Origin of the sequence: Neorhizobium sp. P12A (assembly GCF_008365395.1) — a bacterium.
GTDB lineage: Bacteria > Pseudomonadota > Alphaproteobacteria > Rhizobiales > Rhizobiaceae > Rhizobium.
The window spans coordinates 1-15532 of the sequence record NZ_QOVX01000006.1; the positions used below are offsets into that span (position 1 = coordinate 1).

The 15532-nt window shown below is 57.0% G+C and carries 17 protein-coding genes; 7 read left to right on the forward strand and 10 right to left on the reverse strand.

From position 1 onward, the window contains the following. Positions 1 to 188: 188 nt before the first annotated feature. The 4 genes from DTW90_RS18065 to metG all read right to left on the reverse strand — a co-directional run bounded on the left by DTW90_RS18065 (position 189) and on the right by metG (position 3898). Positions 189 to 371: a hypothetical protein gene (locus DTW90_RS18065; RefSeq protein ID WP_149339911.1), complete on the reverse strand. Its 183-nt coding sequence runs from the start codon at positions 369 to 371 to the stop codon at positions 189 to 191. 354 nt (positions 372 to 725) lie between these two features. Then, positions 726 to 1553, reverse strand: a complete 828-nt coding sequence (locus DTW90_RS18070) for an MBL fold metallo-hydrolase (RefSeq protein ID WP_149339913.1) — start codon at positions 1551 to 1553, stop codon at positions 726 to 728. A gap of 4 nt (positions 1554 to 1557) precedes the next feature. After that, positions 1558 to 2340 (reverse strand): TatD family hydrolase, encoded by a 783-nt coding sequence (locus DTW90_RS18075; RefSeq protein WP_149339915.1) that lies wholly within the window; start codon positions 2338 to 2340, stop codon positions 1558 to 1560. Between the two features lie 7 nt (positions 2341 to 2347). Continuing rightward, positions 2348 to 3898, reverse strand: a complete 1551-nt coding sequence (gene metG / locus DTW90_RS18080; protein WP_149339917.1) for a methionine--tRNA ligase — start codon at positions 3896 to 3898, stop codon at positions 2348 to 2350. Between the two features lie 246 nt (positions 3899 to 4144). On the opposite strand from metG, the gene DTW90_RS18085 reads away from it, so the two are divergent. Together DTW90_RS18085 and DTW90_RS18090 are read left to right on the forward strand one after the other, a co-directional pair. Continuing rightward, on the forward strand, positions 4145 to 4945 hold the full coding sequence (locus DTW90_RS18085; RefSeq protein ID WP_149339918.1) for a sulfite exporter TauE/SafE family protein: 801 nt from the start codon (positions 4145 to 4147) through the stop codon (positions 4943 to 4945). A gap of 100 nt (positions 4946 to 5045) precedes the next feature. Further along, complete coding sequence (locus DTW90_RS18090; protein ID WP_149339920.1) at positions 5046 to 5393, forward strand: hypothetical protein; 348 nt, start codon at positions 5046 to 5048, stop codon at positions 5391 to 5393. Between the two features lie 20 nt (positions 5394 to 5413). Here DTW90_RS18090 and DTW90_RS18095 read toward each other — a convergent pair whose 3' ends face one another. The 4 genes from DTW90_RS18095 to DTW90_RS18110 all read right to left on the reverse strand — a co-directional run bounded on the left by DTW90_RS18095 (position 5414) and on the right by DTW90_RS18110 (position 9840). After that, the gene (locus tag DTW90_RS18095; RefSeq protein ID WP_149339922.1) at positions 5414 to 6439 is read right to left on the reverse strand and encodes a DNA polymerase III subunit delta'; all 1026 of its coding nucleotides are present in this window, start codon (positions 6437 to 6439) and stop codon (positions 5414 to 5416) included. Next, positions 6436 to 7128: a dTMP kinase gene (gene tmk / locus DTW90_RS18100; RefSeq protein ID WP_132524945.1), complete on the reverse strand. Its 693-nt coding sequence runs from the start codon at positions 7126 to 7128 to the stop codon at positions 6436 to 6438. Before tmk ends, DTW90_RS18095 begins: the two co-directional genes overlap by 4 nt. Before the next feature lie 258 nt (positions 7129 to 7386). Next, entirely contained in the window at positions 7387 to 8574 is a 1188-nt protein-coding gene (locus tag DTW90_RS18105; RefSeq protein ID WP_149339924.1) for a D-alanyl-D-alanine carboxypeptidase family protein, read from the reverse strand. A 69-nt stretch (positions 8575 to 8643) separates the two neighbouring features. Beyond that, on the reverse strand, positions 8644 to 9840 hold the full coding sequence (locus DTW90_RS18110) for a septal ring lytic transglycosylase RlpA family protein (RefSeq protein WP_132524941.1): 1197 nt from the start codon (positions 9838 to 9840) through the stop codon (positions 8644 to 8646). 325 nt (positions 9841 to 10165) lie between these two features. Between DTW90_RS18110 and DTW90_RS18115 the strand changes: the two genes are divergently transcribed. Then, positions 10166 to 10603 carry a hypothetical protein gene (locus DTW90_RS18115; RefSeq protein WP_149339926.1) on the forward strand — a complete coding sequence of 146 codons (438 nt, stop codon included), beginning with the start codon at positions 10166 to 10168 and terminating at the stop codon, positions 10601 to 10603. Between the two features lie 817 nt (positions 10604 to 11420). Here DTW90_RS18115 and DTW90_RS18120 read toward each other — a convergent pair. Then, entirely contained in the window at positions 11421 to 12641 is a 1221-nt protein-coding gene (locus tag DTW90_RS18120) for a hypothetical protein (protein ID WP_149339928.1), read from the reverse strand. A gap of 384 nt (positions 12642 to 13025) precedes the next feature. Between DTW90_RS18120 and DTW90_RS18125 the strand changes: the two genes are divergently transcribed. Together DTW90_RS18125 and DTW90_RS18130 are read left to right on the forward strand one after the other, a co-directional pair. Beyond that, entirely contained in the window at positions 13026 to 13301 is a 276-nt protein-coding gene (locus tag DTW90_RS18125; RefSeq protein WP_149339930.1) for a hypothetical protein, read from the forward strand. Positions 13302 to 13406: 105 nt separating this feature from the next. Beyond that, complete coding sequence (locus DTW90_RS18130) at positions 13407 to 14000, forward strand: hypothetical protein (RefSeq protein WP_149339932.1); 594 nt, start codon at positions 13407 to 13409, stop codon at positions 13998 to 14000. Here the strand turns inward: DTW90_RS18130 and DTW90_RS38155 are convergent. Beyond that, positions 13967 to 14176: a transposase domain-containing protein gene (locus DTW90_RS38155; RefSeq protein WP_348642645.1), complete on the reverse strand. Its 210-nt coding sequence runs from the start codon at positions 14174 to 14176 to the stop codon at positions 13967 to 13969. The two genes, DTW90_RS18130 and DTW90_RS38155, sit on opposite strands and share 34 nt — an antisense overlap. 138 nt (positions 14177 to 14314) lie before the next feature. Between DTW90_RS38155 and DTW90_RS18135 the strand changes: the two genes are divergently transcribed. After that, the gene (locus tag DTW90_RS18135) at positions 14315 to 15037 is read left to right on the forward strand and encodes a hypothetical protein (protein ID WP_149339934.1); all 723 of its coding nucleotides are present in this window, start codon (positions 14315 to 14317) and stop codon (positions 15035 to 15037) included. After that, entirely contained in the window at positions 15034 to 15528 is a 495-nt protein-coding gene (locus tag DTW90_RS18140; protein WP_149339936.1) for a PIN domain-containing protein, read from the forward strand. Before DTW90_RS18135 ends, DTW90_RS18140 begins: the two co-directional genes overlap by 4 nt. Positions 15529 to 15532: the final 4 nt, after the last annotated feature.

A 15532-nucleotide genomic window follows, 5' to 3' on the forward strand; every position in this document is an offset into this window, starting at 1 on the left:
GCTAATCTTGCTTCCCAATGCTGACGCTCGACCAGCATCCCAAGAGGCGACGACTGTCGCATCTCTAACTGGCCTATGTGTCGCATCTCTAAAATGCCATTACATTCGTAAGTCGCATAAGATAGATTATGGAACTAAAAAGACATCCCATAAAGCCCTGTGCGATATCCGTAAACCGTTTTGTGGTCTCAGACTTCGATCTTTTCAACCAATCGCAGCGTGGTAATCGCACAGCCCTGCGCCAGTATCTCGCCGTCTGAGAAATCCGGAAACATCGGCCTGTATCGCATGAGCAATGCCGCCTCCAGTTCTCTCCGCCCGCTGATGCCGGCAAGCGAATGCCGGAAGTGATCTTCGGTCACTTCGGTCAAGGCAACGCGCTGCTCGACGTCTATGCAGATGCAGACAGCATAGGATGTCAGGCTGACATAGGCCGGCTCCTCCGAGCCGTCGGCATTGCGCCAGCCGCGTTCGATAATCGGAACGATGGCATATCGCAGCCCGGCCTGGTTTGTCGTCTGTCCGAGATTGAAATGGACCAGCTTTTCCTGCCAGTCGGAAAGCTGGTCGTAGTCACTACTGCTGAGACGAATCTATCCGTCGACGTCAAGGCGTGTCTGAAATTCCGTGGCCGAAATCACGAACTTGCCGTTGCGATCGATGATCCCGATGCGTGTTCCGTCCGATATCAGATTTCGGTCCACGCAAGGTACTCCGGTTCGATTCTAGAGTGCGTTGCCGTCGATATCGCGCTCGAAGCGCATCTGGTCATAGGCCGGTTCGACATGATCGGGCGTCTCGGCCATGACGGTGTCGTAGTCGAGTGGCGTGTGCATATGCGTCAGGATCGCATGCCGCGGCTTCAGCGTCTCGATCCAGCCCAGCGACTGCTCGAGCGACAGATGGCTCGGATGGAATTTGTATTGGAGCGCGTCGATGACCAGCACGTCGACATTTTGAAGCTTTTCGACAGTTTCCGGCGGAAAATCACTGATATCGCTGCAATAAGCGACATCGCCGATCCGAAACCCCAGCGAGTGGATATCGCCGTGCTGCTGCAGATGCGGCAGGAAACGGATGGGACCGCCCGAGCCGTCTATCACGAAACTCTGGTCTAGGTTTTCGATGATGACAGGCTCGACGATCGGCGGATAATTGCTGCCCGGCGGCGTTTCCAGGCAATAGCGGAACGCTTCGCGAATACGGCTCATCGTATATTGGTCGGCAAGGATCGGGATGCGCCGATGCGTGTTGTGGAAATAGCCGCGCAGATCGTCGATACCGTGAATATGGTCCGCATGCGGATGTGTATAGAGCACGGCATCCACGGATGTGACATCAGCCCTGATCATCTGCTCGCGAAAATCCGGCCCGGTATCGATGACAACAGTGGTGATGCCGCCGTCGGGCGCAATCTGCTCCACCAGAAAGGCCGAGCGGGTACGCCGGTTCTTTGGATTTTTGGGATCGCAGGCGCCCCAGTCTCCGCTGATGCGCGGCACGCCGGGAGACGACGAACATCCGAGAATGGTGAAACGCCGCCTGTAGGTCACGCCCTCAAATCCTCGGCATCTTGGAGAAGCAGCGGAAGGCGTTTTCCGTCGTGATCGCGGCAATCTCGGCATAAGTCAGCCCCAGCGTCTCCGCCAGGACTTCCGCCGTGTTGACCACGTAAGAAGGCTCGTTGCGCTTGCCGCGCCAGCGCTTCGGCGCGAGATACGGCGCGTCGGTTTCGACAAGCAGCCGATCGTGCGGGATCGTCTTTGCGATGGCGCGCAGCTCTTCCGATTTCGGGAAAGTCAGAATGCCTGAGAACGAGATATAGCCGCCGAGCTCGACGCCCGTGCGGGCGAGGGCTTCTCCTGCCGAGAAGCAGTGCAGGATGAAGGGGAAGGCCCCCTTCCCCGTCTCCTCGGTCAGGATCGCGGCCATGTCTTCGTCGGCGCTGCGGCTATGGATGACAAGCGGCAGCTTCGTTTCACGCGCAGCGGCAATATGCCGGCGAAACCCTGTCTGCTGGTCTTCCGGCTTCTGTGTGTCGTAGAAATAGTCCAGCCCCGCCTCGCCGATCGCGACGACCTTTTCGTGGGCGTTCGCCAGACGCACCAGATCTTCCGTCTGGATGTCCAACTCCTCGTCGGCATTGTTCGGATGCGTGCCGACCGAGCAGAAGACCGACGGATATTTTTCCGTGATCGCCAGCAGGCCATCGAGCTTGCGGACCCGGGTCGAGATCGTCACCATCTGTTTGACGCCGGCGTCGTGAGCGCGCTGGACGATATCGTCCCGCTCCGCTTCGAAATCGGCAAAATCCAGATGGCAATGGGTATCGATCAGCATCGGCGCCTCAAGCTTCCGGAGCGACGTAGCGCGGAAACACCGGCTTCGGCGCTTCCAGCGGTGTACCCGGCACGAGGCGACCCGCCTCGCCCAATGCGGCGAAGTCGCGCTTGTCGGCCGCTGCGCCGACGAGATCGAGCAGCTTGTCCGAGGATTCAGGCATGAACGGCTGAAGCAGGATTGCGATCTGGCGCACCACCTCGGCCGTCACATAGAGCACGGTGCCCATGCGCGCTTCATCGGTCTTCTTCAGCGCCCAGGGCTGCTGGCCGGCGAAATAGCGGTCGGTTTCTGAGACGACAGCGATGATCGAAGCCAGCGCCCGGTGGATAAGCTGCTGGCCCATGTCGTCGCGGGTCGAAGCATGCAGAGCGTCCGCAGCGGCCAGCATTGCCTTGTCTTCGTCGGTGAGTGGACCGCATTCCGGGATCTTGCCGTCGCAGTTCTTGACGATCATCGACAGCGAACGACTGGCGAGATTGCCGATGCCATTGGCAAGATCGGAATTGATGCGCGTTGCGATTGCTTCTTCGCTGTAGCTGCCATCCTGGCCAAAAGAGACTTCACGCAGGAAGAAGTAGCGCACCTGGTCGAGGCCGAAATGGTTCACCAGGTTGACCGGGTCGACGACGTTGCCGAGCGACTTCGACATCTTCTCGCCCTTGTTGAGCAGGAAGCCGTGGGCATAGACGCGCTTCGGCAACGGCAGTTTTGCCGACATCAGGAAAGCGGGCCAATAGACCGCGTGGAAGCGGATAATGTCCTTGCCGATGATATGAACGTTGGCCGGCCAGTATTTCGCTCGCGGATTGTTCCTGTCCTCGATATAGCCCGTCGCCGTGATGTAGTTGGTCAGCGCATCGACCCAGACATACATGACATGGTCAGGATCATTCGGTACCTTGATGCCCCAATCGAAGGTCGTGCGCGAGATCGACAGGTCCTTGAGGCCCGACTTGACGAAGGAGATCACCTCGTTGCGGCGCTCGGCCGGACCGATGAAATCAGGGTTCTCCTCGTAAAGCTGCAGCAGCCGCTCCTGATATTCGGAGAGCTTGAAGAAATAGCTCGCCTCCTCGACCCATTCGACCGGCGTGCCCTGCGGCCCGTAGCGCACGCCGTCGGCGCGCAGTTCGGTTTCGTTTTCCTGGTAATAGGCCTCGTCACGGACGGAATACCATCCGGCATAGCTGTCCTTGTAGATGTCGCCGTTGTCGGCCATCAGGTTCCAGATGTTCCGCGACGTCTCATGATGACGCTCCTGCGTCGTGCGGATGTAGTCGTCGTTCGAAGCGTTGAGCAGCTTCGCCATCGCCTGAAATTCGCCGGAATTGCGGTCTGCCAGCTGCTGCGCGGTAATGCCTTCCGCGCGCGCGGTCTGCTGCATCTTCTGGCCGTGTTCGTCGGTGCCCGTCAGGAAGAACACGTCCTTGCCGTCGAGCCGCTGGTAGCGCGCCAGCGCATCGGTCGCGATCAGCTCGTAGGCATGCCCGATATGCGGCCTGCCGTTGGGATAGGCGATGGCGGTCGTGATATAGAATGTGGGTTTGTCTGTCATGGCCGGCACTCGTCCACTTGCAAATTATCGATGTTATCTTTGTACGGCACGCTCTTAGCGCAAGTCGCAGCGCAGCGAAACATTAAGTTTCCGGGCCTGACGCAATCGCGATCAATTCAATAGACATTCTTGACTCGATGGCATCCCACCTTTAACCCAAAGAAAAAAGAGGCGCGGGACAGCCATAGACGTGAGATCAGCTACCCTTTCGAAGACGCGGCTTGAATATCCGGACGGACGAACGCTTTGAGTTTTTTAGCGTCGTTCCAGCCTCTCTATTCCCTTTCGGGCTTTGTCGTCGGCATGCTGGTCGGGTTGACCGGCGTTGGTGGCGGTTCGCTGATGACGCCGCTGCTGGTGCTGCTCTTTGGCGTTCATCCAGCCACGGCCGTTGGTACCGACCTCCTCTACGCCGCCATCACCAAAACCGCCGGCACGGCGGTCCATGGAATGCATGGGCGCGTGAACTGGAAGGTCGTTGCCATGCTTGGGGCTGGCAGCGTCCCAGCCGCGCTGTTGATGCTCTGGCTGATGTCCGGTGTCGATCGCAAAAGCCCCGAGGTCGCCCACCTCATAACCTTCTCCCTCGGCCTGCTGCTTTTTCTGACGGCATTCATGCTGGTCTTCCGAAATCAGGCCTTGTCCCAGGCGCGAAAATGGCGCGGAGAGCGTGAAGCGGTAAGCCCTCGCTCGATCGCCCTTCTCACGGTCCTGCTCGGCCTTGTCCTTGGCGTGCTCGTCACCATGACTTCAGTGGGTGCCGGTGCGCTCGGCGTCACCGTCCTTCTGGTGCTCTATCCGCAGACCGACGTCCGCGAGATCGTCGGCTCCGACATCGTCCACGCCGTGCCGCTGACATTGATCGGCGGAATGGGCTACTGGGCAATCGGCGAGATCAACTGGACCATGTTGGGCACCCTTCTCGTTGGCTCCATTCCCGGCATCGTCGCCGGCAGCCTGATCGCACCGCGCGTCCACGAGCGCGTCATCCGGCTCGTGCTTGCCGCAACGCTCGTCATCGTCGCCTGGAAGCTGGTTTTCGGCTGACGCCGTCGACTTGTGCAACAGATAGACTGTGAGTGAATTCTCTAACGCTTTTCGAGAAAAACCGATATAGCACTCCGGTGATTTTCAATCGGAGATTTTAGTGAAACCCTTTATTCCTGCCGTTCTGATCGCCATCACCGCATTGGCGTCCTGTACAACGTCCGCGCACAATCCGCAGACATATGCGGCACTACAAACGGCACTGCAGGGCAGTCCTGGCTTTAGAAAACTTGTCCAAGACAAATGCGCGATGAAAATAACATCACCTGAGCAAAAGCACATGATGTCGCTGCTGGCAAACGTTCCGCAAGATAAAGTCCAGCAAGTGGTCTGCGAGCGGGTGACCAAGGCTATTGCGTCCGGACGCCTGACCTACGATGATTTCACGCAAGTGGTCGATCATCATCGTCCTACGGTTACGGCGATCAAGGTCCTTCAGGGTCGCTGACAAGAAACGCAGGCGGGCGGTCAGATCTGCTGCTTGAGATCACCAAGGATCGACAGGATCGTCTGCTTGCGATCGAGATTATAGGCCTGCGAGATGGTCAAGCGCTCGGTGATGTCAGAATAGAGCCGTGACAACCGGTCGGCGGCGGCAATACGCCCCTCGCCCGCTGCTACCCTCGCCCGATCCATGATGTCGTCACCGAGATAGGAGACGAAGAATCCGAAGATCGTGTCGCTTTCCTTGCCGGACAGCGCATCTGCCAGCTTGTGCATCGATCGACGCGCAGCCGGACCTTCCGCAATGATAATCTGCTGATAGGCCTGAATGATATCGCCGCCGCCATAGTTCAATAGCTTCAGGGCCTCGCTGACGCTGCCCTTGGCTTGGGCGAACAGCGCGGAGCCTGGTTCCGCGTTCAATCCAAGATTGGCGAGCGCTGCACCGAGTGCATTGTCACCAAGCGGCGACAGTCGGAGCGGCAGACAGCGCGAGCGGATCGTCGGCAGCAGTTTTCCCGGCGCGTGCGATAGCACGAGGAAGAGCGCGCGCTTCGGCGGCTCCTCCAGAATTTTCAGGATGGCATTCGCCGCATTGCGGTTCATGTCGTCAGCCGGATCGATGATGACGATCCGCCAATTGCCCGTACCCGATGTTTGGGCAAAGAATTTGCCCGCGCGCCGCACTTCATCGACCGTAATTGTGGATTTCACCTTGCCTGTCTTCTCGTCGACCGGCCGCGAGAGATGCAGGAGATTATGGGACGCCCCTGAAGCGATCTGCCGGCTGACGGCCGATGCCGGATCGGGATCGCCGATGCGCTCGGGAGCCAGCGCGGGGTCGGGATGAGACATGACATGATTGGCAAAGCGGAAGGCGAGCGTGGCCTTGCCGATCCCCTCCGGCCCTTCGATCAGGACGGCGTGATGGCCTTTGCCGGAGCGATAGGAATGCGCCAGGAATTCCTCCGCATCCTCGTGGCCGAAAAGACGTGTATTTTCGGCTGGCGGTATGGCGCCGTCGAGAACGCCGGGCTGCTCTTCGCTCATCGGGCCGGTTCCGGAGCGCTCACCGGCACGGGCTGCGCAGGCGTCAGCAATTGGGCGACGATCGACAGGATCTCTTCCGCTATCGCCTCCTCGGGCTGCATGGCATTGACGACGTGGCAGCGTGCCGGATCGTTGGCGGCGATGTCGAGATAGGCTTCGCGGCGCTTCTCGTGCGTCTCGATCTCTTCCTTCTCGAAACGATCGGGTTCCGAACCGGCAGATGCCGCGGCCCCGCGCTTGTGGGCTCGCTCAAGCCCGACACTCGCCGGAATATCAAGAATGAGCGTGCAATCAGGCACGATGCCATTCACGGCGATCCGCTGCAGCGCCTCGATGAAATCCGGCTCCAGATTGCCCGTTACGCCCTGATAGACCCGCGAGGAGTCCATGAAGCGGTCGCAGAGTACCACCTTGCCGCGTTTCAGGGCCGGTCGGATGACTTCCTCGACATGGTCGTTGCGGGCGGCGGCAAACAGGATCGCTTCCATCCGCGTCCCGAAGTCTTCCGCAGCACCCGACAGCAGCACATGCCGGACGGCCTCCGCGCCGATGGAGCCGCCGGGTTCACGCGTGACCACGACGTCGTGCCCGCGACGGCGCAATGCTTCCTCGAGCCGGCGAATCTGGGTGGATTTTCCTGCCCCCTCGCCGCCCTCGAAGCTTACGAACAACCCGTTTTCACTCGACAATGATCACGTCCTGCACTTGGCGCTTGGCCTTTCGAACCGGGATCGCTCGGAAAACGATCATGCGCAGATTTGAAACCATTTCTGTCGCCGACATTCTTTTCCCGATTTAGAGCGCGGAGACCGGCAACGAAGTGCCGATGGCTCCTCTTTATCGCAAGATGTTCATAGACGAAACCGGCACCATGGCAAACATCGGCAGTCTCTGCCGGATTTGAACAGGGATTTCGTGTGGATAGGATGGCCTTCTACGTGAGGAACTTAGGTCGCGGTAGGCGAATCCCACAGCCACGAGAACAGAAGTGATTCCGTAAGCTCCACGAAGGCATCGAGCGCCCGCCTGCTCAGCGAACCTCGTTCGACCGCGGCATCGGTAAAGAGCGGCAGTTCACGCACAAGACGCGAACCGGAAAAGACCCGCAAGGTGCCCGCCTGGTAACCGGCCTCTACGGGAGCGGCGAGCGGCCAGCGATAGACGATGCGGGCGGAAAGCCTGTCCGGGTTGTTGGCCGGGACGTAGACGTCGACAGGCGTCTTGGCGACGAGGCCGACGCTGGATGCCGAGCCGCCGTAGACGCTTGCCCTACCGATCACTTCGCCATCGGCAAAGACACGCTGGCTCTGGAAATTGCCGAGCCCCCATTCCAGCACGCGGCGCGCCTCTTCCGTGCGCTCCTTGTCGGAGTTCAGGCCGCCAAGCGCCAGGAACAGCCGCCGCCCATTGCGCTCGATCGAGGCCACGATGGAGAAGCCCTCCCCTTCCGCGAAGCCGGTTCCGAGGCCATCGACACCGATACTGAGCGGAAGCAGCGGATTACGGTTGCGCTGATAGATCTTGTTCCAGGTGAAATCCGGCTGGGCAAAATATTTGTAGAGGTCCTGATGCTTTTGCAGGTCCTGTGCAAGCGTGACTAACTCGCGAACGGAAACCTTGCTGTCGGCATCCGGCAGGCCCGTGGAATTTCCGAACACCGCCTTCGGCATGCCGATCTCGCGGGCGTGTTGCGTCATGCGCCGCGCAAATTCCTTGTCGCTGATCGACATGCCCTCGGCGAGAATGATGCAGCCGTCATTCGCCTGCTGGACGGCAACGCCCTGGATCAGGTCCTGAACACGTACGCGGGATTTGAGCGCTGCGAACATCGTCGAGGCACGCGACGGCGCTCCACCTGTCCGCCACGCATTTTCGGAAACGGGATAATCGGTATCGAGCGTGATTTGACCGCGGCGGATGGCATCGAAGACGACATCCATGGTCATCAGCTTGGCAAGCGATGCCGGCGATATCGGACGGTTCTCGTCCTTGGCAAGCAGGATCGTGCCGGTCGAAGCTTCGATCATGAAGGCTTGCGCCGCCTTGGTCTCGAAAGCAGTCGGCGGCGTTTGGGCAAGCGCCGGTAGGCCTGCCGTAGCCGCCAGAAAAAGTGAGACAAGCAGGCGTTTCAGCATGTCAGTCCCTAGTCCGTCATCCCCGCAAATGAGATTATCCGCGAGTGAAATTTCAGGCAACGGCGACGGTCAGTCGGCCTGCGTTTTTGCTTCATGCTGGCGGCGATAGGAGGAGAGGATCGAATCCTGCGTCAGTCCGTCGTTACGGACCATCACCGCATCGAAAGCGAGCTGAACGGTAACCGTCTTGACGGGAGCCTCCTGATAGGCGGCCTCAAGCGGCGTATCGAGGCTGGCCATCGGAACCGCACCGCGGAAGGAATCCGGCCGCTCATATGGAATGGGGCCAAAGACCGGCAGGATGATGGCGCCCTGCGCCGACGGCGTATATTGCTGCTGCTGCGCGGGTGCCGCCTGCGGCACGGGAGCCGGCGTCTGCCCGCCCCAGACGAGCGTCGGCGCCTGGGCGGATGACGCGCGGCCGTAAGAGGATGTCGGCGTCGATCCTGCATAGGCCGTCTGTGAATAGGTTGCTGGAACGGGAACGGCAGCGGGCGCTAACGCGGCCGTCGTGCGGCGCGGCGCGCGATAAGGGGTCGGCGCGTAATCGGGCAGTTCGTCCGCGGTGATCCGCTTGCTGTTGGATGCCACCATCACGCCGGTTGCGATCTGGCCACCGGGAATAAGACCCGGAAGACGCGAGCCCTTGGGAATATAGGACGCCATCAGATAGGGCTGGTCATGGCCGTCAAGCGGCGCCTTGCCCACATATTGCACGCGCACGTCGCCTGTGCCGCTGTCCTTCAGGTCGAGCATGTCGGCGGTTTTGTTGGAAAGGTCGATGATACGGCCGGGATGATAAGGACCGCGGTCGTTGACGCGAACGATAATGGAAGAGCCGTTCTCGACATTGGTCACGCGCGCATAGCTCGGCAGCGGGAACGTCGGATGCGCAGCTGTCAGCGACAGCTGGTCGTAGACCTCGCCATTCGCCGTCAAACGGCCGTGGAACGCATCACCGTACCAGGAGGCGATGCCCACCTTGTTGTAGGAATAATCTTCCTTGGGATAATACCACTTGCCCTTAACGGCATAGGGGTTTCCGAGCATATACCGCCCGCCGCCCTTCGGGATATTGTTGCCATAGGCAACACGCGGGCTGGCTTTCACGCCATACTCGCTCTCGGAGAAATATTCCTTGCCATGGGACTTTTTGGCGACGGGACCATGTGTGGTTCCGCAAGCGGTAACCGTCGCGCACATAACGGAGATAGCTGCCCATCTTATGCCAGTGGCAAACGTTACTGCACCATTTTCGAACTTCATGTGTCCCACGCCGCTACTCGAATACCTCGTATGGTTAAGGAATGCTCCCGCATCCTCCCCAGACCAAATCTGGCCTACTACTCAACCAACTAACGGGACTTTAATCATGATTGCACTTTGTCGAATTTGCGAACCAATTTGCCACAGTGGCAGGAAATCCGACGATTATGGTTAATAAAATCTCAATTTGACACAGTGCAACGCTGGCTTCCTCTTATGCACCTACTCCGTTTCCTGTGTGGTCGGACGGCTGCCCGTATCTATCCTTGCTCCGTTGCTGTAGTCGGGACTGGGATTTCCTCCCAAGCGAAGGGTGAAGAAGAGTATGATCCGATATGTAATGACTCTGGCGATATTACTGATCGGGCTCTCCGCCCAAGCGTTTGCAGAAAACCAGCGGCCAAAAATGCTGTCTTGCACGCAGTCGCAGGACCGCCCCTATTGCGAAAAACAGAAGGCCAATTTCAGTGCCGCATGGCCGAAAGCGAACGGCGGTGATTATATGTCGCAGCGAGGCGTTGCGTTTTGCCTTTTCAGCGGATGCAGCGGCGCGGTCGAAGTCGACCTGAAAGCAGCTTGTATCTGGCAGATCGTCATCGTCGGCACGGAAAAGGCAGACTCAACGGATGCCGCCAATTTCAGACAGGCGTGTCGCAGACTGGACGCCGCTGATCTGAGTGATGCCGAGGCGCAAGCCCGGATTTCATATGGTAGGATCTTCAAAAGGCTGTTGACGAAAAAATTGCCGTTAATCCCCGCATAATACCGGGAATGCAAAGCGCCGATTCCGCGGTGCAGGTTGACGCTGCGATCCGAAAGGATATAAAGCCAACCGAACCACGATTTGGTCGAAAATCGATAGCAAACGCCAGGAAAATTTGGCAAAAATGCATCGAAGATTCATTCAGATCAATCAGATGGAAGAGTGTCCGAGTGGTTTAAGGAACCGGTCTTGAAATTCGGTTGCTACCGTCCTTTACTGTATTAGCTCGTGTTGGAATGTGCTTGCTCTTCAGGCTTTTCCCGACCTTTATTCCCTGCTTGTAGTTCTTCGTTTTGTTGCGTGCTACCGAGTTGGGTAGCAAAATGGTAGCAGGTTGTTCACTGGCTGTTCGGTTGGCTCCGAACAACCCGCCCTCGCCTCAACCGTTCGCACCTTTCCAGCTTCCCTCAGCCTTCGCCGCAACTGTGTAAAATGCTCCGCGATCCTTAAGGGCCTCGCGAACCATCTTACGTGTTTGGTGTGATCGGTCTGGTTACAACGGTTGACGGTGAGAGCAATCGAGCCACCTAGTGCTCAGTCGGCAATGCGGAAATAACTGGAATGAACGTAGGAAAATTGGAAGCAAGGAACGCCATCAGACTGTTGTGCTACAAATGGCATGCCCGCTCCCATAGCGGTGAGTTGGCCCCAGACTTTCGCCTCTTCGTCGACTGGCTCAATGCGAGCGGATATGCTCACTATCTTGAGTTCGAAAGCGAAACGTCAGCGTGCCAGGATGCGCGGACATGGTTCAGCGACGAATTTAAGCGCGCATGAAACAAGGCCCCAGAAGGGGCCTTTTCAGGAACCGGATTCCCTAGGCAACCGCTATTGACGACCAATACCCGGGGCTATCATAGCGTTCTGTGAGCTCGCACATTTTCCCTACCGAAGATGAAACGATCCGGCAAAGCGCGCCCACACGATAAAGTTCTTGGTTTATGCCGCCATCTGGCGATCTGTGATCCATCTGAGACATCATATCTCGAATGGTCTCGGTTAGCTGGTGCAGATCGTGCAAATCGTAGAAGAGATCTACTGCATCTTCCTGGTGCTTCTTGAATCCTGTTTCCAAACCTTCAAGATACTCGATAGTCGCCTTTACTAGAGGCGTCCCCATCTCGTCGATCAGCATTTCCTCAGTCAGGATGAGCTCTAGCGCGGCGATCCCGTCTCGTGGCGTTGCCGCGGGTCCCTTCCAATTAAACAGGGGGCTCATAACGGCATCGGCAGCTTCCTCTTCGCTGTGAGCACTGCCGGCTGGATTGGCAGCGTAAGTCACATAGTCATTTATTGCGTCAGCCAGAGAGCCCTCTGCCGGCAAATTCTGGCTGCTGCTGGTGGGGAGTTCCGCAGCCGATCGAAGGTAGTTAAGCGCGGCCTTCATCATAGACGATATACGGGGTGAATCGCCTCTTTCGTACTCCTCAAGGGCAAGCTCTAGTGCCATCGCGGCCTCCGTTGCAGAGTCAGCCGGCCTGTCCCACGCGTCGATCGTTCGCATCGCATCTTCGTAAATTCGTGGCGCGCTATCGTCTTCTTCCGTCGACTTAAGATAGGCCACCCACTCTTCACGGTATTTCGCAATGGCCAAACCTAGCGGCTCGACAGCTGGTGCTGTTGGCTGAAGGAGAAGGGTGTTTAGGAAAAGCGAGAGCTCCTCGTACTCTCCATAGCTTCCACCACTCTTCAAGCAAAACCGGAGCAACTCGCTTTTCTCGAAGTAGGCGACCTTTTGCTGAATTTCGGCCAACGACCTGCATTGAAATTCCACTAACTCGTATTCCGCCTTGGCATGGGCCTCAAATTCGGGGCATTCAGTTGTAACATCGGCGTCTGGGGATGGTGCTGTCGCCATCCACGCAGCATAAGTGGTCTCGAAGTTGGCTATTAGAACATTCAGCTCTTCCTCAGGTCCTTTCGCCTCTCGATCCCCAATTGCTTTCATCATCTTGGCGAGATGTTTCGCAACCCGGCCGTGATCATTGCTCGTGGATACGATTTCCTCGTTGCCTGTGATATGAGATGCGGTAGCCATATCGAACCTCCTTCGTTCGTGCGGTTAGGGCCAGATGAGAGCGACAACTCTTGCCTGGCCTGCATATTTCGTATATGCGGTATATTCGTTATCGTCAATAAGGCATATGCGAAATATTCAAAATGGGTAGACCTCCGGAATTTCCATTCAAGAAACTCGTCGGCTTCGATCAGGAAATGTTAGACGCGCTTGACGTCTATCGCGCCTCGGTGAAGCCAATCCCCAATCAGTCGGAAGCGATCCGGTCTATTCTACGAGACTGGCTGACAAGCAACGGATTTCTAAAGACGTCCTGAAGAGTTCGTTCAATAAAATCAGTGAATTAGAGTTGTGGTACCCAACCCGATAGTGCGTAAGGGCCAGGTTGGAGTGTGGAGAACTGGGATGATTGACGAAGAGCGAGAGCGTCTGCACGACCAACGTAGCAAGTTTGGTTTCCAGATCGAGCGGGCGAAGTACTACCTCAGTGGCTTTGGCGCTGACGCGATCAAGATCATCAACAGCAAAGCCAACCTGCCTGCTGCCGATATCGAAATCATCACCGAGGACTTGGCCGAACATCTCGAATGGGAAATCGACGCGATGATTTTGGCAATCAAACTGATCGACGCGAAGCTGAAAGAGCTGGACGGGGACGACGACGAATATGAGGACGGGTGAGCACGAAACCGACTTCATCGCTGAGCTATACCGAGCCGCCAACGAAATCGACCGGCTAATGTCAGCCGAAACGCGACGGCTCCTAGAAGGTAAGCGGCCGATGGAATGCTTTTTCAGACTTTTGGCTGGAACGGTGAAATTTGGGCAGAGGCAGAGTATAAACCCCCAGAGGTGCTTGAGGAGCGTGCTGATTTTGAGGCGAGAGCGTTTCCGATGAAGTGGACAAAGTTGAAACAGCTTGTCGAAGCTCGCTTTGCCCCAGAAGTTATCGGTCGAGTGCAGGTTCAAACAACGCGATATCGCTACGCACACGATCACGAGGGGGAATTTCTGGTCACCATAGACGGAAGGAAAATCTACGGAAGCGCCTATTACCAATATTGGAAAGAGCGGGTCGCCTTGTGCGACGAGCACGGCGGTGAACCTTCCAGTGAAGATGTGCAAGAAATCGAGCGGAAGCTTCGAGAGCGTGGGGTAGCGGATCATTTTGATTTGCATCGAGCGATGTTCGAATCCCTCAATCAACCCCTTGACGCAATGCTCACGAATTCCAGACCGTTGATCCGGGCGCTTGGTATTCTTGATGCTCGTTGCGGCAAACGACGGCTAGCCAAGCTGGACGATGCCAGTGAACACGAACTGGTACGTTGCGTCTTTCAACTGCGTCAGCCGTCCGGGCGAGGATTATTAGCATCCTGAAGCAGTTGCTCATCAACTCTCGTGAACGGATGGTCGACAATGCGGAACAGGACAATTCGCAGGTAGGCTTCCGCATCGAAGCTGTTCAGCTTTGCGGCTTCGATCAGTGACCGAATTGCCGAGGAGCTGCTGAATCTGACTGGGATGGTTGCGCACGGGATGCTGGAGGGGCGGATGCGATCAGGGGCTGAGAGTGCTCAGCGAAGGCCTAGAGCATTAATTTTTTGTTACAAGTGATGCAGATATGGCATCGTTTCGGCTTAAAGATGCGTTATCCTCTTAAGAATAAGTTGGCTCCAGCCAGGGAGGGTAAATTGAACGATTTTCTTGAATATTCCTTCCGCATCATTGGACCGAAGCCTGAGACGATCCCAATGACTAGGCTCGTCGCCTACATGGCTGAACTCGCGAAGTTATTGGGTGCGCCTGAAAGCGTCCATTTTAAAGAGATCAGAGACCAGAGCGTCAGCATAGTGGCTTTTGCCGAAGCGCAGTCGGTGGCTATTATATCGCCCCGCGTGCGAGAAGCCGCCCATAACGACAATGATGCTGATGCCGCTACACCGTGGCGAAAGTTGAATGAATTTCTTGCTGAAGATGGCTGGACTGCGGAAATGCCACTGCCGAAAGGTGGAGAAGTTATTTCCTTTCCAGGGGCATCAAAGGCATCAAAAGTAATCCGTGTCGTAAACCAGCATACATCGGTTCAAGGACGCCTTATTCGCATCGAAGGCGCGGGCGACCGCATCAAGATTGGACTCGAGATCGATGGCGATCTGACGGCCCGAATATCGATCGCCGCCGCGCACGCAAAAGAATTGGCCGCACTCTTTCATCAATACGTCAGGGTCAGCGGTGATGGTCGCTGGAGTCGTGATTCCTCTGGCAAGTGGTCGCTCGACAGTCTTTTGGCTACATCATTCGAAATTCTTGAAGATGAGCCGCTAACAGAGACTTTGAGCAAGCTTAGGGAAATATTGCCCCCCGAAAGCGGCGCAAAGATCATTGCGGCTGTTGAAGAGCTCCGCCGCGCATGATCGTCCTCGACACTGTCTTCTTGGTCTTGATGATTGATCCTGACAGTACGCAGGACAACGGTCGCGTCCGAAAGGTAAGACACTTCATCGACGGTCTTTCCAAAACAAATACCGTCATCACAATCCCGTCGCCGACGATCGCTGAGCTCGTTGCGGGTCGCGCCGATAAGATTGAAGAGGTGGTTGAAACCCTTCGGCGACTGAAAGGCTTCACGGTACAGGCATTCGATGAAGTGATCGCCATCGAGACAGGCGAGCGCATTGCATCGCATCAAGCTACGTTGCGTCCTGAAGATCGAGTGAAGCATTGGCGCGTAGCGATGAAGTTTGATGCCATGATCGCCGCTACAGCGATTGTTCGCGGTGCCGACGCACTTTATACCGACGACGGCAATCTCGGGAAATATCTCGTCGGCAGTTCGGTTGCTTTAAAACTAATCGATGAGCTTCCCGATCCACCGCAAGATCCCCAGCACAAATTCGACGTTTGAAAAC

What these genes read in the sequence shown, in the direction of transcription:
- DTW90_RS18075 (WP_149339915.1), bottom strand. Translation starts at nt 2,340, where the DNA reads ATGCTGATCGATACCCATTGCCATCTGGATTTTGCCGATTTCGAAGCG.
- metG (WP_149339917.1), bottom strand. Translation starts at nt 3,898, where the DNA reads ATGACAGACAAACCCACATTCTATATCACGACCGCCATCGCCTATCCC.
- DTW90_RS18095 (WP_149339922.1), bottom strand. Translation starts at nt 6,439, where the DNA reads ATGAGCGAAGAGCAGCCCGGCGTTCTCGACGGCGCCATACCGCCAGCC.
- DTW90_RS18105 (WP_149339924.1), bottom strand. Translation starts at nt 8,574, where the DNA reads ATGCTGAAACGCCTGCTTGTCTCACTTTTTCTGGCGGCTACGGCAGGC.
- DTW90_RS18110 (WP_132524941.1), bottom strand. Translation starts at nt 9,840, where the DNA reads ATGAAGTTCGAAAATGGTGCAGTAACGTTTGCCACTGGCATAAGATGG.
- DTW90_RS18115 (WP_149339926.1), top strand. Translation starts at nt 10,166, where the DNA reads ATGATCCGATATGTAATGACTCTGGCGATATTACTGATCGGGCTCTCC.
- DTW90_RS18120 (WP_149339928.1), bottom strand. Translation starts at nt 12,641, where the DNA reads ATGGCTACCGCATCTCATATCACAGGCAACGAGGAAATCGTATCCACG.
- DTW90_RS18125 (WP_149339930.1), top strand. Translation starts at nt 13,026, where the DNA reads ATGATTGACGAAGAGCGAGAGCGTCTGCACGACCAACGTAGCAAGTTT.
- DTW90_RS18130 (WP_149339932.1), top strand. Translation starts at nt 13,407, where the DNA reads ATGCTTTTTCAGACTTTTGGCTGGAACGGTGAAATTTGGGCAGAGGCA.
- DTW90_RS18140 (WP_149339936.1), top strand. Translation starts at nt 15,034, where the DNA reads ATGATCGTCCTCGACACTGTCTTCTTGGTCTTGATGATTGATCCTGAC.